17 protein-coding genes and 1 pseudogene are annotated in these 15,745 nt (G+C 72.3%); 11 read left to right on the top strand and 7 right to left on the bottom strand.

The features are described 5' to 3' along the window. Positions 1-160: 160 nt before the first annotated feature. The 3 genes from ACZ60B_RS32705 to ACZ60B_RS32695 form a co-directional block, all read right to left on the bottom strand. The gene (locus ACZ60B_RS32705; protein ID WP_469393444.1) at positions 161-850 is read right to left on the bottom strand and encodes an HAD family hydrolase; all 690 of its coding nucleotides are present in this window, start codon (positions 848-850) and stop codon (positions 161-163) included. Between the two features lie 118 nt (positions 851-968). Further along, entirely contained in the window at positions 969-1,916 is a 948-nt protein-coding gene (locus ACZ60B_RS32700; RefSeq protein WP_469393442.1) for a M56 family metallopeptidase, read from the bottom strand. 258 nt (positions 1,917-2,174) lie between these two features. After that, complete coding sequence (locus ACZ60B_RS32695) at positions 2,175-2,714, bottom strand: DUF5134 domain-containing protein (protein ID WP_469393440.1); 540 nt, start codon at positions 2,712-2,714, stop codon at positions 2,175-2,177. A gap of 179 nt (positions 2,715-2,893) precedes the next feature. Here ACZ60B_RS32695 and ACZ60B_RS32690 point away from each other — a divergent pair, with 179 nt between their 5' ends. Continuing rightward, positions 2,894-4,633, top strand: a complete 1,740-nt coding sequence (locus ACZ60B_RS32690) for an FUSC family protein (protein ID WP_469393438.1) — start codon at positions 2,894-2,896, stop codon at positions 4,631-4,633. Beyond that, positions 4,630-5,196 carry a MarR family winged helix-turn-helix transcriptional regulator gene (locus ACZ60B_RS32685; RefSeq protein ID WP_469393436.1) on the top strand — a complete coding sequence of 189 codons (567 nt, stop codon included), beginning with the start codon at positions 4,630-4,632 and terminating at the stop codon, positions 5,194-5,196. Before ACZ60B_RS32690 ends, ACZ60B_RS32685 begins: the two co-directional genes overlap by 4 nt. A gap of 148 nt (positions 5,197-5,344) precedes the next feature. Here the strand turns inward: ACZ60B_RS32685 and ACZ60B_RS32680 are convergent, their stop codons facing one another. Then, on the bottom strand, positions 5,345-6,109 hold the full coding sequence (locus ACZ60B_RS32680) for a VOC family protein (RefSeq protein WP_469393434.1): 765 nt from the start codon (positions 6,107-6,109) through the stop codon (positions 5,345-5,347). Between the two features lie 122 nt (positions 6,110-6,231). Beyond that, positions 6,232-6,624 (bottom strand): VOC family protein, encoded by a 393-nt coding sequence (locus ACZ60B_RS32675; RefSeq protein WP_469393432.1) that lies wholly within the window; start codon positions 6,622-6,624, stop codon positions 6,232-6,234. A gap of 70 nt (positions 6,625-6,694) precedes the next feature. Between ACZ60B_RS32675 and ACZ60B_RS32670 the strand changes: the two genes are divergently transcribed. Beyond that, positions 6,695-7,249, top strand: a complete 555-nt coding sequence (locus ACZ60B_RS32670; RefSeq protein WP_469393430.1) for a GNAT family N-acetyltransferase — start codon at positions 6,695-6,697, stop codon at positions 7,247-7,249. 63 nt (positions 7,250-7,312) lie between these two features. On the opposite strand, the gene ACZ60B_RS32665 is transcribed toward ACZ60B_RS32670, so the two are convergent. Continuing rightward, positions 7,313-7,996 (bottom strand): glycerophosphodiester phosphodiesterase, encoded by a 684-nt coding sequence (locus tag ACZ60B_RS32665; protein WP_469393428.1) that lies wholly within the window; start codon positions 7,994-7,996, stop codon positions 7,313-7,315. Positions 7,997-8,418: 422 nt separating this feature from the next. On the opposite strand from ACZ60B_RS32665, the gene ACZ60B_RS32660 reads away from it, so the two are divergent. The 5 genes from ACZ60B_RS32660 to ACZ60B_RS32640 all read left to right on the top strand — a co-directional run bounded on the left by ACZ60B_RS32660 (position 8,419) and on the right by ACZ60B_RS32640 (position 13,058). Then, positions 8,419-9,816, top strand: a complete 1,398-nt coding sequence (locus ACZ60B_RS32660; RefSeq protein WP_469393426.1) for a DUF6421 family protein — start codon at positions 8,419-8,421, stop codon at positions 9,814-9,816. Positions 9,817-9,857: 41 nt separating this feature from the next. Next, on the top strand, positions 9,858-10,616 hold the full coding sequence (locus ACZ60B_RS32655; RefSeq protein WP_469393424.1) for an SDR family NAD(P)-dependent oxidoreductase: 759 nt from the start codon (positions 9,858-9,860) through the stop codon (positions 10,614-10,616). Continuing rightward, positions 10,613-11,683, top strand: a complete 1,071-nt coding sequence (locus ACZ60B_RS32650) for a threonine aldolase family protein (protein ID WP_469393422.1) — start codon at positions 10,613-10,615, stop codon at positions 11,681-11,683. The genes ACZ60B_RS32655 and ACZ60B_RS32650 overlap by 4 nt, the downstream gene beginning before the upstream one ends. An 80-nt stretch (positions 11,684-11,763) precedes the next feature. After that, entirely contained in the window at positions 11,764-12,357 is a 594-nt protein-coding gene (locus tag ACZ60B_RS32645) for a transglutaminase domain-containing protein (protein WP_469393420.1), read from the top strand. Between the two features lie 8 nt (positions 12,358-12,365). Beyond that, the gene (locus ACZ60B_RS32640) at positions 12,366-13,058 is read left to right on the top strand and encodes a B3/B4 domain-containing protein (RefSeq protein ID WP_469393418.1); all 693 of its coding nucleotides are present in this window, start codon (positions 12,366-12,368) and stop codon (positions 13,056-13,058) included. 97 nt (positions 13,059-13,155) lie between these two features. On the opposite strand, the gene ACZ60B_RS32635 is transcribed toward ACZ60B_RS32640, so the two are convergent. Further along, positions 13,156-13,884, bottom strand: a complete 729-nt coding sequence (locus tag ACZ60B_RS32635) for a lysophospholipid acyltransferase family protein (RefSeq protein WP_469393416.1) — start codon at positions 13,882-13,884, stop codon at positions 13,156-13,158. 374 nt (positions 13,885-14,258) lie between these two features. On the opposite strand from ACZ60B_RS32635, the gene ACZ60B_RS32630 reads away from it, so the two are divergent. The 3 genes and pseudogenes from ACZ60B_RS32630 to ACZ60B_RS32620 form a co-directional block, all read left to right on the top strand. Continuing rightward, complete coding sequence (locus ACZ60B_RS32630) at positions 14,259-14,672, top strand: TlpA family protein disulfide reductase (protein WP_469393548.1); 414 nt, start codon at positions 14,259-14,261, stop codon at positions 14,670-14,672. 234 nt (positions 14,673-14,906) lie between these two features. Then, positions 14,907-15,431 carry a flavin reductase family protein gene (locus ACZ60B_RS32625; protein ID WP_469393414.1) on the top strand — a complete coding sequence of 175 codons (525 nt, stop codon included), beginning with the start codon at positions 14,907-14,909 and terminating at the stop codon, positions 15,429-15,431. A gap of 219 nt (positions 15,432-15,650) precedes the next feature. Further along, positions 15,651-15,745: pseudogene (locus tag ACZ60B_RS32620) on the top strand (electron transfer flavoprotein subunit beta); the annotation flags it as partial.

Genomic DNA, 15,745 nt, shown 5'->3' with positions numbered 1-15,745 from the left:
GGGCCGGCCGGGCTGTCGTCCGCCTCGGGCGACGCGGGGGATCGTCCGAGGCGGGCGTCCTTCCCGCAGTGATAGTTGCCTTAGGCGATGTGTGCTGTGTCTTGGGCGTTCTGGGCGTCTTCGGTGTCTGGTCGCGGGTTGCCCGGGAGCGTCGCGGCCGTCAGCCCACCATGCCGAGTACCGGACGCAAGGAGTCCGGGCGTTCGGCGACCGGCAGCGGGTCGACGAAATGGACCCGGCAGCCGAGAGCGGCCGCGCCGCCGTCCGCGCGGTGCTCGTCACCCACCATGAGCGTGTCCCGCGGATCGGCGCCGAGCGCCGCGCACGCGGCCGCGAACAACCGGGGATCCGGCTTCTGGACGCCGTGTTCGTACGACAGGGTGTAGCTGTCCACGAACGGGTCGAGGCCGTGCTCCCGGAACACCGGACGCAGGTCCCAGCCGATGTTGCTCACCACGCCCACGTCGATCCCGCGCTCGCGCAACGCCCGCAGCACCTCGACGGCGTCCGGGTACGGCGCCCACGCGGCCGGTGTCCTGTGCCGGTCGTAGAGCGCGTCGTACAACCGCGCGTCCGGCAGCGGGACCTGACGGGCCAGGCCGGTGAACGCGGCCCGGTGCCGCTCGGCACTGGAATCCCGGGTCGCCCACAACTCGGCGAGCTCCTGCGGGACATGTGCGGGTACGCTCCCCCCGGGTAGTGCTCCGGACCGTTCCAGCGCCTGGGCCGTTTCGGTCAACTCGGCCTCAGGGAGCGTGAGATCGGCCTCGGCGAGCACCGCGCGCAGCCAGGAGCCGACGGACTCGATACGGCAGAGAGTGCCGGAGAAGTCGAACAGAACGGCGGTCATGCGCGGGACCCTACCGGGTTGCCGTCCGGGCGTGTCCGCGGGGACCCGGCCCACCGGGTGCCGCGCGCGACGGTTCCCGCCGCCCTCGCCGACTGACCTCCCCGGGCTCGAGCACGCCCTAGCCCAGTGCCCGCAGTGCCGGTACGAACGCCACCAGGACCGGGACCAGCGGCACCGACGCGCCCGCCGCCGTCAGTCGCAGACGGTGCGCGGCGGTGAGCCGGTGCGGGGGAGCGAGGAGGCGGTCGACGCGCTGCGGAACGTGGGCGTGCGGGGCCGGTACGGGGCCGAACACGCCCCGGTCCTCGTTGAGTTCGACCAGCGCGAGGGCGGTCGTCAGCCGCCCGAAGCGGCGGGAGGCCATGTCGTCGGCGGCCAGTTCGACCAGCCGGTGCATCTCGGCCCGGAACGCCGCGAACACCGGTACCTGCGGAAACCCGTTGGCCAGTGCGGCCGAGCAGTGCAGCAGCCAGTCGTGCCGGGCCTGCGCGTGGCCCTGCTCATGGGCGAGGACGGCATCCAGCCGGCGTCCTTTGAGACGGCGCAGCGCACCGGTGGTGACCACGAGCCGGGGAGCCGGCCCCGGCAGCCACCAGGTGTCGGGCCGCTCGCCCTCCAGCACCACGAGCCGGTCGCCGGGGGCGGTCTCGCCGGGCAACAGCGGTGCGCGTACGAGCAGTTCGCTCCGGCGACGGCGTCGCCCGAGCCGTGCCCGGGTGACCTCCCGGGCCAGCATCGCGGCGCTCCACAGCCCGCCGCACGCGAGCGCCACCGCGATCGTCGCGGCGGACTTCGCCGTCCAGGGACCCGCGGCGCCGAGCGCGTAGGCCTCCACCACCGCGCGCGGCGCAGACCCGAAGACCCGGCCGCGCACCGCCTGCCAGGCCGCGGCGGCGCTGAGGGTCATCGACAGCGCGCAGCACACCAGTACGGCCACCACCACGCACTGCCACACCCACAGCGCGACCACCGGTTCCCGGTCCGTCCAGTCCGCGCGGGCGAGCAGCCGGGGGGCGAGGACGGCGGTCAGGGCGCCGAGCAGCAACAGTGCCGCGGGGACCATCATGGGAGCACCCTATGAGCGCCGTGCGGCCCAGGGGTACGGGCCGCCCGGGCAAAGTGACGCAAGCAACGATTGCGCCCGGCGCGGACGTCGGCGGCTTCGCGCCGTCCGCGCCGGTTTCGTACGGTGCGGGTGTCCCGGGGACCTCGGCGGGTGTCCACGGGCCCCGGCCGGGCTCACCAGGTAGCCGGCCGCGCTCCCGAGGTCGTCGGCCGGGCTCCCCGGGTCCGTTCCCGGGCGGCTGCCGGAAGGTCCGCGGGCTCAGAGCGTCAGCAGCATCGCCACCATGCCGATCCCCATCGACAGCCGGCACGCCCGCGCCAGCTCCGGCCGGTCGCCCCAGCCTCCGCTCACGGTGCCGCCCGCGGCGGGCAGCAGCCGGACTCCGGACAGCAGCACGTATCCCGCGAAGTAGAGCAGCAGCACCCCTGTCACCAAAGGCAGTCCGGATCCGCCGTGACCGTGGTGGCGGTCCGGGGCGGCCGCCATCACGACCGCCATGTACACCATGGCCGCCGTGCCCACCAGGTGATGCAGATGGTGTGCGTCGGCCCGCGCCGCCCACAGGGCGCGCACCCCCGCCGAGCCGAACACGACCGCGTACGCCGGCCAGGCCCAGGACGGCGGGGTGAACACGGCCGCCGGAACGGCCATCACGGCCATGCCGAAGCCCATGAGCGCCTCGCCGCCCGCGGCCCTGCGCTGCTCCTCGACCCTGCTGCGCATCCGCAGCAGGCAGTAGGCCCCGGTCGCCGCGCAGAGCGCGACCAGCAGCCAGCCGGGTGACGCCGGTCCATGCACACGCGCCTCCCCGCTCGGCGGTCCTGGACGGTCGGTCAAGGGATGCCCCGGCCGGGCGGAGCGCAAGCGAGCGCAAGGGTGTACACGGGGAGCACTCGGCGGAGCACGCCAGGTCACCCGAGATGCGGAGCGACCCGGGTAAATTATTTACAAGTAAAACACCTGCTAATCTTGTAGGTATGAGCAGTGCGACCCCCACCCCCGCCACCCCACGCGCCCGGCGCCTCCCGCTGGCCGGTGTGCTGCGCCTCGGCCGGCCCTCCGACATCTGGTTCAAGCCCGCCCTCAGCGCGGTCGCCGCGATCGCCCCGCCCAACCTCGCCCTGCTGGCGCTCGGCCACCTCGACCTGGCCATGTACACGATGGCCGGCTCCCTGTGCGCGCTGTACGCCCACAACCGTCCGTACGCGGCCCGCGGCCGTGTCCTGGCCCTGGTGGTGCTCGGCATGACCGGCGGCCTCGCCGTCTCGCTGCTCGCCGCTTCGCTGACCGCGAACGCCGTCGTCCTCGTCACCGTCGGCGCGCTGCTGGCCGCCGTGCAGAAGGTGCTGTGCGACGCGAGCCGGGTCGGACCGCCCGGCAACGTGGTCCTCACCTTCATCAGCTCCGCCTCCCTCTTCGCCCCGCAGTCCCTCGGCCAGGTCCCCGGCCACCTCGCCCTGGCCCTGGCGGCGGGCGCCTGGGCCTGGATCGTCGGCATGGCTCCCGGGCTCGTACGCCCGCACGGCCCGGAACGCCGGGCCACCGCCCAGGCCCTCGAAGCCGCGGCCGCGGCCGCGTACGCCGCCGCGGCCGGCGGCACGGCGCGGACGGATGCGACCGGCGGGGCGCACGCAGGCGCGGGGGTGGCTGCGGGTGCCGGTCCGGCGCGGGCCCGGGCCGCGGCGGCCGCCGCCGTGCACGCCGCCTGGCAGACCCTGCTCGCCGCCGGTGCCCGCTCCGGGTCCCGGCGCGCGCTCGAACGGCTCGTGATCCGGGCCGAGGTCGCGCTCGCCGCCCCCGGCGACACGGAACCCGAGCGACTGCGTGCCTGGGCGCGCGCCCTGCGTGGCCGCGGCCCCGTGCCGCAGCTCGACGACCTGGCCGCGACCGCCGACGAACTCCTCGGCGTCGAAGCCGAACTCGGCGCCGGAAAGCGGCCGTTGTGGACCAGGCTGGGCCCGCTCACCCCCCTCGCCGTCCGTACCGCCGTCGGCTGCGCCCTCGCCGGATACGCTTCCCTGGCCCTCGGGGTCGGCCGCCCCTACTGGGCCCTGGTCACCGCGGCCTCCCTCTACCAGGCCAACCTCACCCTCACCTGGAGCCGGGGCGTCCAGCGCGTCGTCGGCAACCTCGTCGGGGTGCTCGTCTTCGCCGCGCTCGTCCCGCTGGCCCACCTCCACCCGGCGGCGCTCGTCCTGTGCTGCCTCGCCCTGAACTTCGGCGCGGAGGCGCTGATCAGCCGGAACTACTGGCTCGGCAGCATCTGCGTCACCCCGATGGCGCTGCTCATCACCGAGTTCGCCCGGACGCAGAACGCGGGCGAGCTGATCACCGAACGGATCCTGGACACCTTGATCGGTGCGCTGGTCGGTCTCGTCGCCGCGATCGTCGTCACCAACCGGCGCGCGGGCGACCGCCTCGAACAGGCGCTGACCGTCGCGGAGGGCGCCCGGGAGCGCGCCGCCCGGCTGTCGGCCGAGCCGCAGGTCGCCGCCGGCGCGCTGGAGTCCGCCCGCCGGGTGCTGGCCGGTGCCCTGGTCGACCTGCGGGCCACCGCGGACGCGGCCGCCGGTGAGTGGTGGCAGCGCGCGCTCCCCATGGAGCGGGTCGTGCTCGCCGAGCAGAGCGGACACCGTACGCTCGCGGCTACGGTACGGCGCCAGGGACTGCTCCTGGACCGGCGCACGAGCGGCAGAGCGGAGGACGTACGGTCATGACGCCGACGCAGGGAAGACCGACGGAAGGGGCCGGCGCGGCCGGAGCCGGCGGGACATCGCGCGGGGACACGGTCGCCGCCGTGGTGGGACAGTGGCAGGCCGTGCACCCCGAACTCGACACCGGGCCCATGGAGATCATCGGCCGGGTCAACCGCTGCGCCGCACTCCTGCAACAGGCCGAGGACGCCCCGCTGCGCCGGGCCGGACTCAGCCGCCCCGAGTTCGACCTGCTCGGCGCGCTGCGCCGCACGGGACACGAACTGACCCCCAGCGAGCTGACCCGCGAGACCTTCTCCTCGGGCGCCGCGGTGACCAAACGCCTCAAGCAGCTCACCGAGCGCGGCCTGGTGGAGCGCCGCGGCGACACCCGGGACCGCCGCGTCGCCCACGTCCGCCTCACGGACGCGGGCCGCGACCTGGTCGACGCGATCCTGCCCGAGCAACTGGCCTACGAGTCTGCCGTGCTGGAGGTGCTGGACCCGCCGAGCCAGGGTGAACTGTCCGCGCTCCTCGCCGAGTTGCTGAGCCGGCTGGAGGGCCACATGGGCGCGCTGCGGGCCTGACGGCCGCCCGCGCTCCGGCCACCGGCAGGCGCCCCGCCGTCGCCGCGGGACGCTGTCGGCTTCGGCCGCCCCGCGCAGGCGGGCCGTCCGTGTCGGCGCGGTGGTTCGCGTCGCCGGGCGTGCTCAGCCCCCGCCGGTGCCGTGCGGCTCAGCCTTCGGCCGGTGCCGTGTAGACGCCGAAGACCGCGCCCTGCGGATCGCGCAACACCGCGATCCGTCGCCCTCCCGCCATGGTGGTGGGCTCCATGAGCACACTGCCGTCGCCGCCCGTCGTGGTCGCCGCCGCCGCGTCCACGTCCTCCACCGCGAAGTACGGCAGCCAATGGGGCGGCACCTCCGGCGGGAACTTGTCGTCCATCGTGATCATGCCGCCGAAGTCGGCCCCGTGGACGCCCCACTGCGTGTAGTGCTCGGAGGCGTTCACGGTCCAGCCGAACAGCGTCGTGTAGAAGGTCTCGGCCTGCTCGGGCGAACGGGTCAGCAGCTCCACCCAGCCGAGCGAGCCGGGCGCGTTGAACACCCCGGCGCCCGGGAACGTCCCCGCCTGCCACAGCTGGAAGGGCGCGCCGCCCGGATCCAGGGCCACCGTGAAACGGCCCGCGTCGAACACCTCCATCGGCCCGACCAGGACCTTTCCGCCCGCCTCCGCCAGGAGCCGCGCGGCGACGTCGGCGTCCGTCACGGCGAACGACACGTTCCACGCGACGGGCTGCGACTCCTGGTACAGGGGCGAGAGCGCGGCGACCGGCGCGTCTCCCAGATGCGCGATCGTGTACCCGCCTGCCTCCGGCCGCGGATCCGTCTCCGGACGCCAGCCGAACACCTCCGCGTAGAACCGCTTCGCGCCCTCCAGATCGCTGGTCCCCAGTTCGGTCCAGCAGGGCCCGCCGGGCACCGGCTTGTCGAGCTTCATGGCGTTCCTTCCGGATGGGGGCCCCTTCAGCACGCTAGCCCCGCCTCCCGCCACCGGCCATCCGGCACTCGGTGCCACACCCCGGCAGCGGAGCCCGGCGGCCGGGAGCCGAAAGGCGTGCCCTAGATCCCCGGCCGGTGGCGCAGCGGATGCTCGGCCGGTACCTCCACCAGCACGATCTGGGTGCCGTCCGGATCGGCGATCCACATCTCGACCAGTCCCCACGGCTCCGTCCGCGGCGGACGTACGATCTCGACGCCGCGGGCCAGCAGCTCGGTATGTGCCGCGGCCACGTCCGCGACCTGGAACCACAGCCGCAGGGGAGGGGACGCCGGAGCCTCCGCGCGCCCGGAGAGCTCCAGGAAGCCGCCGCCGAGGAAGTAGACGGTGCCGCGCTCCGGGCCGGTGCCGAACTCGCGGTAGACGGCGAGGCCCAGCCGCTCGCCGTAGAAGTCGCGCGAGCGCTCGGGGTCGGTGGGGCGCAGGAGTGTCCGGCTGCTCAGTACATGCACCATGCAGCCGGAGCCTACCGGCGGGCTACCCTCGTCCCTGCCGAGCCGCGCCACAGATCGGAGACACCCGCCCATGGACACCGTCACCACCACCGCCCTGACCTTCCGCGACGCCACCGAAGCCGACGTCGACGCGCTGGTCGCGCTGGTGCAGTCCGCGTACCGGGGGGACTCCAGCCGGGCCGGCTGGACCACGGAGGCGGACATCCTCGAAGGGCAGCGGACCGACGCGGAGGGCGTGCTGGAGGTCGTCACGTCGCCCGACAGCCGGCTGCTGACGGCGGAGCGCGACGGCGAGCTGCTGGCCTGCTGCCAGATCGAGCACCGCGGTGCCCACGCCTACTTCGGCATGTTCGCGGTCAGCCCCACCCGGCAGGGCGGCGGCCTCGGCAAGACGGTCATCGCGGAGGCCGAGCGGCTGGCCCGCGAGACCTGGGGCGTCGCGGAGATGCACATGACCGTCATCTCGGTGCGCGAGGACCTCATCGCCTGGTACGAGCGCCGCGGCTACCGCCGTACGGGCCGGATGACCCCGTTCCCGTACGGCGACGAGCGCTTCGGCATCCCGCAGCGCGACGACCTGGAGTTCGAGCTGCTGGTCAAGGAGCTGACGGCCCAGCCCGCCTGATGCGGTGGGCCGGTGCGTGTCGTCCGGCGCGCCCGAGCGCACCCGCCCCGGCCGCTCCCGCCGTCAGGCGGTGAAGCGGCCCGTGCGCTTGATGTCCGGGTAGTCGGTGGTCGCGCCGTCCAGCTGGAGGGCGCGTACGAGCCGCAGATGGTCCTGGGTGTTCACCACCCAGCCGATGATCCTGAGGTCCGCCCCCCGGGCCCGCTCCACGACCTCCAGGGTGAGGCGGCGGATGTCGAGGCAGAGCGTCGAGGCTCCGGCGTCCACGGCCCGCTGCACGATGTCGGCGTCGTACCGGCTGCCGACGAGCGCGGTCCGTACGCCGGGCACCAGTCGGGCGATCTCCGTGATCGCCTCGTCGTGGAACGAGGACACCTCCACGCGCCCCAGCAGATCGAGCCGGGTCATGACCTCGGCCAGCGCCCGGGCCGCCGCCACGTCCTTGATCTCGGCCTGGAGCGGTGTGCGTACCGCGTCCAGCACCTCCTCGAAGACCGGGATCCGTTCACCGCGGCCCGCGTCCAGGCCGCGCAGTTCCGCGAGGGTCATCTCGGCGATCGGGCCGGAGCCGTCGGTCGTGCGGTCCACCTCGGCGTCGTGCATGACGACGAGGGCACCGTCCTTGCTCAGATGCAGATCGAGTTCGATGACGTCGAGGCCCGCGTGCTGGGCCGCGACGAAGGAACGAAGGGTGTTCTCGGGCTCGACACCCATGACCCCGCGATGACCGATGGTAAGGAAGTTCAAGGTTCAACTCGCTTCCGTCGACGGCGGCTCGGCGCACGCGCGGAGCAGAGGCGGACGGAGCGGACGGCACTGTCCACGCGGCAGAGCCGCAGCCTAACGGCCAGGCCGCGCGATGGACCCGCTCGTACGCAGGGCATTGGTGTGGCGTGCGGGTCCGAGCCGGTCCGTGGCGCCGGGACGGCCCCCGCGGGGGGCGGGTCGCCGGTGGACGGACTTCGTGGGGTGGCCGGATCCGGTTCCCGGTATCGGGTGTGCGCCGGGTCCGAGCGGGTAGCGGAAGCGTGGGCCGTTCCGGTGTCACACAGGAAAAAGTGCGGCGACATGCCGAGTACGCAGAATATTTTCCCGAGGATCCACTTGCTGGGGGGAACCCCGTATGTATACGGTCTCCTTACGTGATGTTCTCCCGTGGAGGATGGGAAATGCCGGAAATTCTTGTGCAGGTGGGTTCGGAGGAGCGGGTTCCTCCCGTGAGCAGGGTGGTTGAGCACCCGGCGTGGCCCGTGCTCAAGGATGCCGTGGAGCGGATCCGGCCATGGCAGTCGAAGGACGGTTCGATCGACTTCGACGCCGAAGGCGCACCCGGCAAGACCGACGCCGAACTCGCGGTCGGGCGTGTCGCCGACGCCGTCGAGGAACTCTCGCCGCTGCTCCCGCACGACGTCGCGTACCACCAGGCCCTCGTCAAGGACCTGCGCCGCTGGGCCGACGGCGGCTTCGGGGTGCCGGACTTCCTCGACTCGCTGCTGGCCTTCCAGCCCGCCGCGCGGCGCGAGGACGGCCTCCAGCACCTGGTCGTCTTCCCGATGTACACCCAGAACGGCAACCCGGACCGCAACCTCGAGGCCGTCGTCCTGCGCATGGTCTGGCCGGACTGGCTGGCCGAACTGGAGCGCACCCGTTACGACAACCCGCTGTTCTGCGGGATCACCTTCGAGGACTTCACGGCCGGCTACGACACCAACTCCGCCGTGCTCTTCCCGGAGACCATCGCCGTGCGCGAGGCGCCGGAACGATTCACCTGGGGCGGCATCTTCTGCGACCGCGAGGCGGCCCGCTTCCGTCGCGTCACCGACGCCGCCGTCGACGTCCTGGGCCTGGAGCTGCCCGAGGACATCGCCGCCATGGTCCACGACCAGAAGCGCTGCGAGGAGGCCTTCGTCCTGTGGGACATGGTCCACGACCGCACCCACAGCCACGGCGACCTGCCCTTCGACCCGTTCATGATCAAGCAGCGCCAGCCGTTCTGGATGTACGGCCTGGAGGAGCTGCGCTGCGACCTCACCGCCTTCAAGGAGGCCGTGAAGCTGGAGGCCGACGGCGTCCCGCAGGCCCGGGACGTGCAGTACGCGGTGCTGTTCGACCGGATGTTCCGCTTCCCGGTCACCGGCGACCGGGTGCGCAACTACGACGGTCTGGGCGGCCAGCTGCTGTTCGCCTACCTCCACAAGCACGACGTCGTGCGCTGGACCGACAACAAGCTGCACATCGACTGGCAGCGCGCCCCGCAGGTCACCAACCAGCTGTGCGCCGACATCGAGCAGCTGTACCGCGACGGGATCGACCGCCCCAAGCTGGTGCACTGGTTCGCCGGGTACGAGCTGGTCTCCGGGTACCTCGCCCCGCACCCGGGCTCCACGTGGGCCAAGGGTCCGGACGCCCTGGACCTGACGCAGCCGCCGCGCCGGCTCGTGGACGACGTGCTTCCGGACGAGTTTCCGCTGAGCATGTTCTATGAGGCACTGTCCAAGAAGCTCAAGAACGTGATCGCGTCGACCCGGGGCATCACTTCGGACGGGGCCGAGCGGGTCGCCGCGTGAGCGGGCGCGGCACCGAGAACACTGCTCAGGAGGCGAAGATCATGGTGGGGAACGGTGCTCTCAGCGGTGCTGTGATCGCGGTGGCCGGCGCGGGCGGACCCGCCGGACGTGCGGCGATGATCCGACTCGCCGAGGCGGGCGCGACCGTCGTCGGCGCGGACAACGACCCCGAGCGCCTGGCGGCGGCGGTGGACGAGGCCCGTTACGGGCACGGCGGGGCCACCGTCGTCGGGGAGACGGTCGACCTGCTGGACGTCGACTCGACCCGCGACTGGGCCCGGCACGTCGAGAAGGACTTCGGCCGCGTCGACGGCCTCGTCCACCTCGTCGGCGGCTGGCGCGGCAGCGAGACCTTCACCAAGACCAGCCTCGACGACTGGGACTTCCTGGAGCTGCTGCTCGTCAAGACCGTGCAGCACACCTCCCTCGCCTTCCACGAGGCGCTCCAGCGCAGCGACCGCGGTCGGTACGTCCTGATCAGCGCGGCCGGCGCGAGCAAGCCGACCGCGGGCAATGCCGCGTACTCCGCCGGCAAGGCCGCCGCCGAGGCGTGGACGCTGGCCATGGCCGACTACTTCCGCAAGGCGGGGCTCTCCGAGGGCGCCGAGGGTGCCACGTCGGCGGCTGCCATCCTGGTCGTGAAGGCGCTGGTGCACGACGCGATGCGCGCCGAGCGACCCAACGCGAAGTTCGCGGGCTTCACGGACGTCAAGGACCTGGCCGAGGCCATCGTCGACGTCTGGAACCGGCCCGCCGCAGAAGTGAACGGAAACCGTCTGTGGCTCACCGAGAAGCCGTGAACCCTCCGAAGACCGACGCGCGCCGCCACCACGACCCGCAGATCCGAGGATTCGCCAGCGACAACTACGCCGGGGCCCACCCGGAGGTGATGGCCGCCCTGGCCCTGGCCAACGGCGGTCACCAGGTCGCGTACGGCGAGGACGACTACACGGAGAACCTCCAGAAGATCGTCCGCAGCCACTTCGGGCCCACGGCGGAGGCGTTCCCCGTCTTCAACGGCACCGGCGCGAACGTCGTCGCGCTCCAGGCGGTCACCGACCGGTGGGGCGCGGTGATCTGCGCCGAGAGCGCCCACATCAACGTCGACGAGGGCGGCGCCCCGGAGCGGATGGGCGGCCTCAAGCTGCTCACCGTGCCGACGCCGGACGGCAAGCTCACGCCCGAGCTGATCGACCGGCAGGCGTACGGCTGGGACGACGAGCACCGGGCGATGCCGCAGGTCGTCTCGATCACCCAGAGCACCGAGCTGGGCACCCTCTACACGCCGGACGAGATCCGCGCGATCTGCGACCACGCCCACGCGCACGGCATGAAGGTGCACCTGGACGGTTCCCGGATAGCCAACGCGGCCGCGTCGCTCGACATGCCGATGCGGGCGTTCACCAACGCGGTCGGCGTCGACATCCTCTCCCTGGGCGGCACGAAGAACGGCGCCCTGTTCGGCGAGGCGGTCGTCGTCATCAACCAGGACGCCGTCCGCAGCATGAAGCACCTGCGCAAGCTGTCCATGCAGCTCGCCTCCAAGATGCGCTTCGTGTCGGTGCAGCTGGAGGCCCTGCTCGCCAAGGACCTGTGGCTGCGCAACGCCCGCCACGCCAACGAGATGGCCAGGCGGCTGGCCGAGGGCGTCCGCGCCGTGCACGGGGTGGAGATCCTCTACCCGGTGCAGGCCAACGGCGTCTTCGCCCGGCTGCCGCACGACGTGAGCGAGCGCCTCCAGAAGCGCTTCCGCTTCTACTTCTGGGACGAGACGGCCGGCGACGTGCGCTGGATGTGCGCGTTCGACACGACCGAGGACGACGTGGACGCGTTCGTCGCGGCGCTCAAGGAGGAGATGGCGCACTAGCGCCGGTGCTGATGCATAGATATGCGGTCACCTGAAAAGTCATTGACTCTCGGGTGATCGCATTTCTATGCTCTGCACTCATGGAGCTGATCCAGAACACCCCAGATCTGTCCGCCTACCTGGCGGCTGACGAGGTCATCGACCACCATCATCCGCGCGTGCGGGAGACGGCCGCCCGACTCGCCGAGGGGGTGGCCGACTCGTATGCCTATGCGCAGGCGGCGTACGAGTTCGTCCGCGACACCGTGCCGCACTCCCAGGACGTCGGCGATCCGCGCGTCACCTGGCGCGCCTCCGACGTCCTGGAGCGGCGCACCGGGATCTGCTACGCCAAGGCCCATGCGCTGGCCGCGCTGCTGCGCGCCGAGGACATCCCCACCGGGTTCGCCTACCAGCGGCTGGCGGACGACGACGGCCAAGGCCATGTCGTGCACGGACTGGTCGCCGTGCGGTTCCACGGTTCCTGGCACCGGCAGGACCCGCGCGGCAACAAGCCGGGTGTGGACGCCCGGTTCTCCCTCGACGGCGAGCGGCTGGCCTTCGTCGCCGATCCGGAGTCCAGTGAGTTGGACTATCCGGTCCTGTACGCTGAACCTCACCCGGCCGTGCTGAGCGCGCTCAAGGCAGCCACCGACCGGCCGCACCTCTGGAAGACGCTCCCCACCGCACTCTGAGGCAGACGATGACCCTCTCCCTGATCGTGTCCGACGACGTGCGCGCCCTCGCGCCCGGCTTCACCTGGGTCGCCGTCGAGGCGCACGGCCTGGTCAACGGGCCCGGCACGGAAGCGAGTACGGCGGTCCTCGACGACGCGGCCCGCCGGCTCGCGGCCCGGCTGGACGGCCGTGCCCCGCACGAGGACCCGTACATGGCGGCCTGGCGGGAGGTGTACAGCGCGTTCGGCTCGAAGCCCTCGCGCACCCGCAACTCGGCCGAGGCGCTGGCCAGGCGGGCGCTGACGGACGCGGGTCTGCCGCGCGTCAACCTGTTCGTCGACCTCTACAACGCCGTCAGCGTCGCCCACCTCATCCCCGTCGGGGGAGAGGACATCGACCGCGTCCAGGGCGGCATGAGCCTGGTGCGCGCCACCGGTGACGAGGACTTCGTCACCGTCTCGGGCGGCGAGGAGAGCGTGGAACACCCCGACGCGGGCGAGGTGGTCTGGCGTGACGAGGCGGGGGTGACGTGCCGTCGCTGGAACTGGCGCCAGGGCCCGCGCACCCGGCTCACCGAGACCACCACCTCGGGCATCTTCCTGCTGGAGGGCATGGCCCCGATGCCGCTGTCCGAGGTGGAGGCGGCCGCGACCGAACTCGCCGAGCTGCTGGAGAAGTTCAGCCCCGGCGCACGGATCACGATCCGGCACGAGGGCTGACGGGCGGGCGGGGGCGGCCGCTCGGTGTCGGTGGCCTTGCCGGGCGGGCCGAGCGCACCGGCGTGTTGCGCCCCGCCCGCCCGGACGCGCGGCGGCGTCAGCGCGCCTCGGCGGCCCGTACCTCTTCGGGGGTCGGCGCCGTGCCGCCGAGGTGGGCCGGCATCCACCAGGTGTCGTCCGCGCCCTTGGGACGTACGGGATAGGCGCGCTGCGCGGCCTCCAGCAACTCCTGGACGCGCTCGCGCAGTCGGCGCGTGATGGCGCCCGCGTACTGGTCGCGGGGGGCCTCCACCGGCTCGCCGACGCGAATGGTGATCGGGGTGTGGCTGCGCTTGAAGTTGCGCTGGTGCCCCTTGGTCCACAGTCGCTGCGTACCCCACACGGCCATCGGGATCAGCGGGACGCCCGCCTCCTGGGCCAGCCGGGCGGCACCCGACTTGAAGCTCTTCAGCGTGAACGACTGTGAGATGGTGGCCTCGGGGAAGACCCCCACGATCTCACCGGACTTCAGCGACTCCAGGGCGTGCGCGTACGCCGCGTCGCCCTGCTCGCGGTCCACCGGGATGTGCTTCATGCCGCGCATCAGCGGACCGGACACCTTGTGCCGGAAGACGGACTCCTTCGCCATGAAACGAACAAGACGTTTCTGCGGCAGTGCGGCCAGACCGTCGAAGATGAAGTCCAGATAGCTGATGTGATTGCTCACCAGTACGGCGCCGCCCGAGCGTGGGATGTTCTCCGACCCCTTGCAGTCGATCTTGAGGTCCCACACCTTGAACAGCGTGCGCGCGAGACCGACGACGGGGCGGTAGACCAGTTCAGCCATGGACGGGGTGGGCCCTTCCTCACTCTGTCTGGGAAGGGATCTCCCAGCCGGAAACTTACGCAGCCGTAGGTTTACGGCATCCCGCAGATCGTGCCCGAATAACGGTCGGGGAGCCAGCCCTGGTGCCCGGGTGCGGCGAGATCCTCGTCACGTCGGCCCCATGATCCACCTGCGCTTTTAACCCGCCTTTACTCCGTGCGGACCGTGACGCGCCGGGTGAGCAGGTACAACTCGTGGCGCAGGCTGCACCCGAACGCGCCATTCGGGAAGGTGGCGCGAACGCGGCCCCGGTCGTCGCGAGTCCGATGCCCGCCCGAACTCCGCGTGTCGTGGACCCGGGAATCTTCGCGCTCCCGCGAACGCTGGTGCGGGTGGTGCGCGGAGGTGTGGTGCGCGGGGCGGTGCTCGCGAGGGCGGGTGTCCATGGAGTGCCGCGTCGGCGGCGGAGCAGGGGAGCACGGGTGCGCGGGCAGGGCGACGGACAGCGGCTCGGGGCCGACCGGTTGGGCGGGGAACTCGGCGAACGGGCCACGCTCGTACAGTTCTCCAGCGCCTTCTGCGCCCCCTGCCGGGCCACCCGGCGCGTCCTCGGCGAGGTGGCCGCGCTGGTCCCGGGCGTGGCCCACGTGGAGATCGACGCGGAGGCCCGGCTCGACCTCGTACGCGAACTCGGCGTCCTCAAGACCCCGACCGTGCTCGTCCTGGACGCGGAGGGGCGGATCGTGCGGCGCGCCGCCGGCCAGCCGCGCAAGGCGGACGTCATCGCGGCGCTGGGGGAGGCCGTCTGACGGCCGTGCACCCGGTGCGGGGGGCGCACGGTGGGGCACGGTGAGACATCTCCCACATGCCGGTACGCACTTGACTGTGCGTGCCACCTATCGTCAGCCTGACCGTATGCCTAGGGAACTCCTTCTCTTCGGGCGGGTGCACATCGACCTCGCCCGCACCGCGAGCGCGTGCTGTCCGGACTGTTGAGCAGTCACGGCCCCACCCCCACGCCCCTGCCGCAGAAGGACAACTCCATGACGGCCACGCCCGACCTCGCCGCTTCCCACCTCGACGCCTCCCGCCTCGCCTCGGCCGACCTGCTGCGTTCCGTCTTCCGGCGGCACGCGGCGGGAGTCGCCGTGATCACCGCCCGTGGTGCGGCGGGGCCGGTCGGCTTCACCGCCACCTCCCTCACCTCGGTGTCCGCCGAGCCTCCGCTGCTCTCCTTCGGGATCAGCACCGGATCCTCCAGTTGGCCGACCGTCTCCACGGCCTCCCACGTGGGCGTCCACATACTCGGCGAGCACCAGCAGGAGCTGGCCGGCACCTTCGCGCGCAGCGGCGCCGACCGGTTCGGCGCGCCGACCGCCTGGCGCGAGGGCCCCGAGGGCGTGCCCCTGCTGGACGACGTCTCCGCCTGGCTGGTGTGCCGCGTCGTCACCCGGGTGCCCGCGGGCGACCACCGCGTCGTACTGGCCGAGGTCGCCGTCGGCGATCCCACGGGCCCCGGGCGTCCGCTCGTCTACCACCAGGGCCGGTTCAACGCACTGCGTGACTGATCACAGCACCCTGCCTCTGCGAAGTCGTCGACTTCCGATTACGCTGCGTTGCGAAGGTCACAGTTCAAAGCGCTTGCTTAGCGGGAACGAACTGGGTGTACTGACGAGTAATATCTCGGTCGGAGCGCGGGCCGCCCCGACCGGGATCGGCCGCTTGGGGCGCCTATGCTGCCTGCAAGTAGGCAGCCGAAATTGAGACGATGCAGTAGGAGAGCCGGCGTGAGCTTGAGGATCGTTGTCACTGTGAAGTACGTGCCCGACGCCACTGGCGACCGGCACTTCGCCGATGACCTGACCGTGGACCGGGACGACGT

Source organism: Streptomyces sp. NPDC104096, assembly GCF_055584385.1.
The sequence above is the reverse complement of the archived record's forward strand: the minus strand, read 5'-3'. Positions and strand labels throughout refer to the sequence as shown.

Excerpts from the sequence above, each read along its gene's own strand:
- ACZ60B_RS32705 (WP_469393444.1), bottom strand. The coding sequence starts at position 850 with ATGACCGCCGTTCTGTTCGACTTCTCCGGCACTCTCTGCCGTATCGAG.
- ACZ60B_RS32700 (WP_469393442.1), bottom strand. The coding sequence starts at position 1,916 with ATGATGGTCCCCGCGGCACTGTTGCTGCTCGGCGCCCTGACCGCCGTC.
- ACZ60B_RS32690 (WP_469393438.1), top strand. The coding sequence starts at position 2,894 with ATGAGCAGTGCGACCCCCACCCCCGCCACCCCACGCGCCCGGCGCCTC.
- ACZ60B_RS32685 (WP_469393436.1), top strand. The coding sequence starts at position 4,630 with ATGACGCCGACGCAGGGAAGACCGACGGAAGGGGCCGGCGCGGCCGGA.
- ACZ60B_RS32680 (WP_469393434.1), bottom strand. The coding sequence starts at position 6,109 with ATGAAGCTCGACAAGCCGGTGCCCGGCGGGCCCTGCTGGACCGAACTG.
- ACZ60B_RS32675 (WP_469393432.1), bottom strand. The coding sequence starts at position 6,624 with ATGGTGCATGTACTGAGCAGCCGGACACTCCTGCGCCCCACCGACCCC.
- ACZ60B_RS32670 (WP_469393430.1), top strand. The coding sequence starts at position 6,695 with ATGGACACCGTCACCACCACCGCCCTGACCTTCCGCGACGCCACCGAA.
- ACZ60B_RS32660 (WP_469393426.1), top strand. The coding sequence starts at position 8,419 with ATGCCGGAAATTCTTGTGCAGGTGGGTTCGGAGGAGCGGGTTCCTCCC.
- ACZ60B_RS32655 (WP_469393424.1), top strand. The coding sequence starts at position 9,858 with ATGGTGGGGAACGGTGCTCTCAGCGGTGCTGTGATCGCGGTGGCCGGC.
- ACZ60B_RS32645 (WP_469393420.1), top strand. The coding sequence starts at position 11,764 with ATGGAGCTGATCCAGAACACCCCAGATCTGTCCGCCTACCTGGCGGCT.
- ACZ60B_RS32640 (WP_469393418.1), top strand. The coding sequence starts at position 12,366 with ATGACCCTCTCCCTGATCGTGTCCGACGACGTGCGCGCCCTCGCGCCC.
- ACZ60B_RS32635 (WP_469393416.1), bottom strand. The coding sequence starts at position 13,884 with ATGGCTGAACTGGTCTACCGCCCCGTCGTCGGTCTCGCGCGCACGCTG.
- ACZ60B_RS32625 (WP_469393414.1), top strand. The coding sequence starts at position 14,907 with ATGACGGCCACGCCCGACCTCGCCGCTTCCCACCTCGACGCCTCCCGC.